General features: G+C 64.0%; 1 protein-coding gene and 1 pseudogene. One reads left to right on the top strand and one right to left on the bottom strand.

The annotated features are described in order from the left end of the window. Positions 1–228 precede the first annotated feature (228 nt). Positions 229–1,062, bottom strand: a complete 834-nt coding sequence (locus AC1DT3_RS20875; RefSeq protein WP_477467113.1) for a 3'(2'),5'-bisphosphate nucleotidase CysQ family protein — start codon at positions 1,060–1,062, stop codon at positions 229–231. Positions 1,063–1,177: 115 nt separating this feature from the next. Between AC1DT3_RS20875 and AC1DT3_RS20870 the strand changes: the two are divergent. Beyond that, a pseudogene (locus AC1DT3_RS20870) lies at positions 1,178–1,465 on the top strand (histidine phosphotransferase); the annotation flags it as partial.

Below are 1,465 nucleotides of genomic sequence, written 5' to 3'. Positions count from 1 at the left end.
AGACATGTGTCGCGAGCGCATGGGCGATCTCCCTCGCATGAGATGGCGGAGCAGGGCTCCGGTGCAGGCCATCAGGACGGCATGGCCGAGTTGAACAAGGAAAATACGACCATCAACCCTAACAATCTCTCTACAGCGCCGACCGCATCGGCGTTTGCGTGCGCTAGGGCCGGATTTAGGGGAAATTGTGATGGAGGGCAGTTGGATGCAGCTGGCCCTGACGACCGATCAGGCGACGGCCGGACGCGTGCTCGCAGGGAAGACGATCGAGTCTGCGAGCGACATGTCGCCGATCGCGGCGAAGGGGCCGTTGCGATATTGGCGCTCTTCATGACCGTAGGTAAGGCGCTCGCCATCCGGCCCGATCACACCGCCGCCCGCGCAGGTCAGGATATGATCTCCCGCTGCGGTGTCCCATTCCATGGTGGGGCCGCATCTGAGATAGAGGTCCGCCTCGCCATCGGCGATCAAACCGAACTTGAGAGCCGAAGAGGCGCGACGGCGCTGACCGACTTTCATGGGGCTGAGGCAGGCCTCCGTATCGTGGTCGCCGTGGCGACGGCTGACCAGGGCAATCAGGTCCTCGGCCGGGGCCGGGCGAGCCGCGATAGGGCGCCAGGCAACATTCAACGTTTGCGGATCGACCATGCCGCCTCGAGCGGTTTCCCCTGCCGCCCAAAGGCGGTTCAAAGCCGGCGCGGCAAGCGCCGCCGCGATCGGCCTCGGTCCCTCGATCAGCGCAATGTTGACGCTGTATTCGCCGGTGCCGTGGATGTAGTCGCGAGTGCCGTCGAGAGGGTCGACGAGGAAGAAACGGCGGGCGGCGCAGGCGTGGCAGGTGGTCTCCTCGGCAATGACGGGAATATCCGGCCAGATCCGATGCAGGCGATCGATGATCAGCTCTTCCGCTGCGAGATCGGCGGCTGTCGTGGGCGATCCGTCCTCTTTTGTGCGGTGATCGCCGAGCGTCTGCTCCATCGCGCGCAAGAGCTGCCCCGCTTCCAGTGCGATGGTGGCGAGAGACGAGGCGATGGCGTCCGGGGCGACGGAATGCAGTTGCATTCCCTGTTATTGCGCCTCGAACAGGGTGTGTCGAGCCTGTTGCCGCTTTTCAAAGCAGCGAAGGACGGGTATCGGGAATCGTCACATTTGCCGCTCGCGGCCTGCTGGAGCCCCTATGGCTACGATCTCACTCGATTCGCTCGATCTTGCCGCCTTGTTGTGTTCGCGCGTTTGCCACGACGTGATATCGCCCGTTGGCGCTATCGTGAACGGACTCGAGGTTCTGGAAGACGACAGCGACGCCTCCATGCGTGATTTCGCACTCGAGCTCATCAGCAAGAGCGCGCGGCAGGCTTCAGCCCGTCTGCAATTCGCGCGTCTGGCTTTTGGCGCGGCCGGGTCGGCCGGGGCGTCAATCGATCTCGGCGACGCGGAGCAAGTGGCCCGCGGCATGTTCCAGGAC

It is taken from the genome of Microvirga sp. P4_G7 (assembly GCF_056401005.1).
This window is presented reverse-complemented; position numbering and strand designations above follow the sequence as displayed.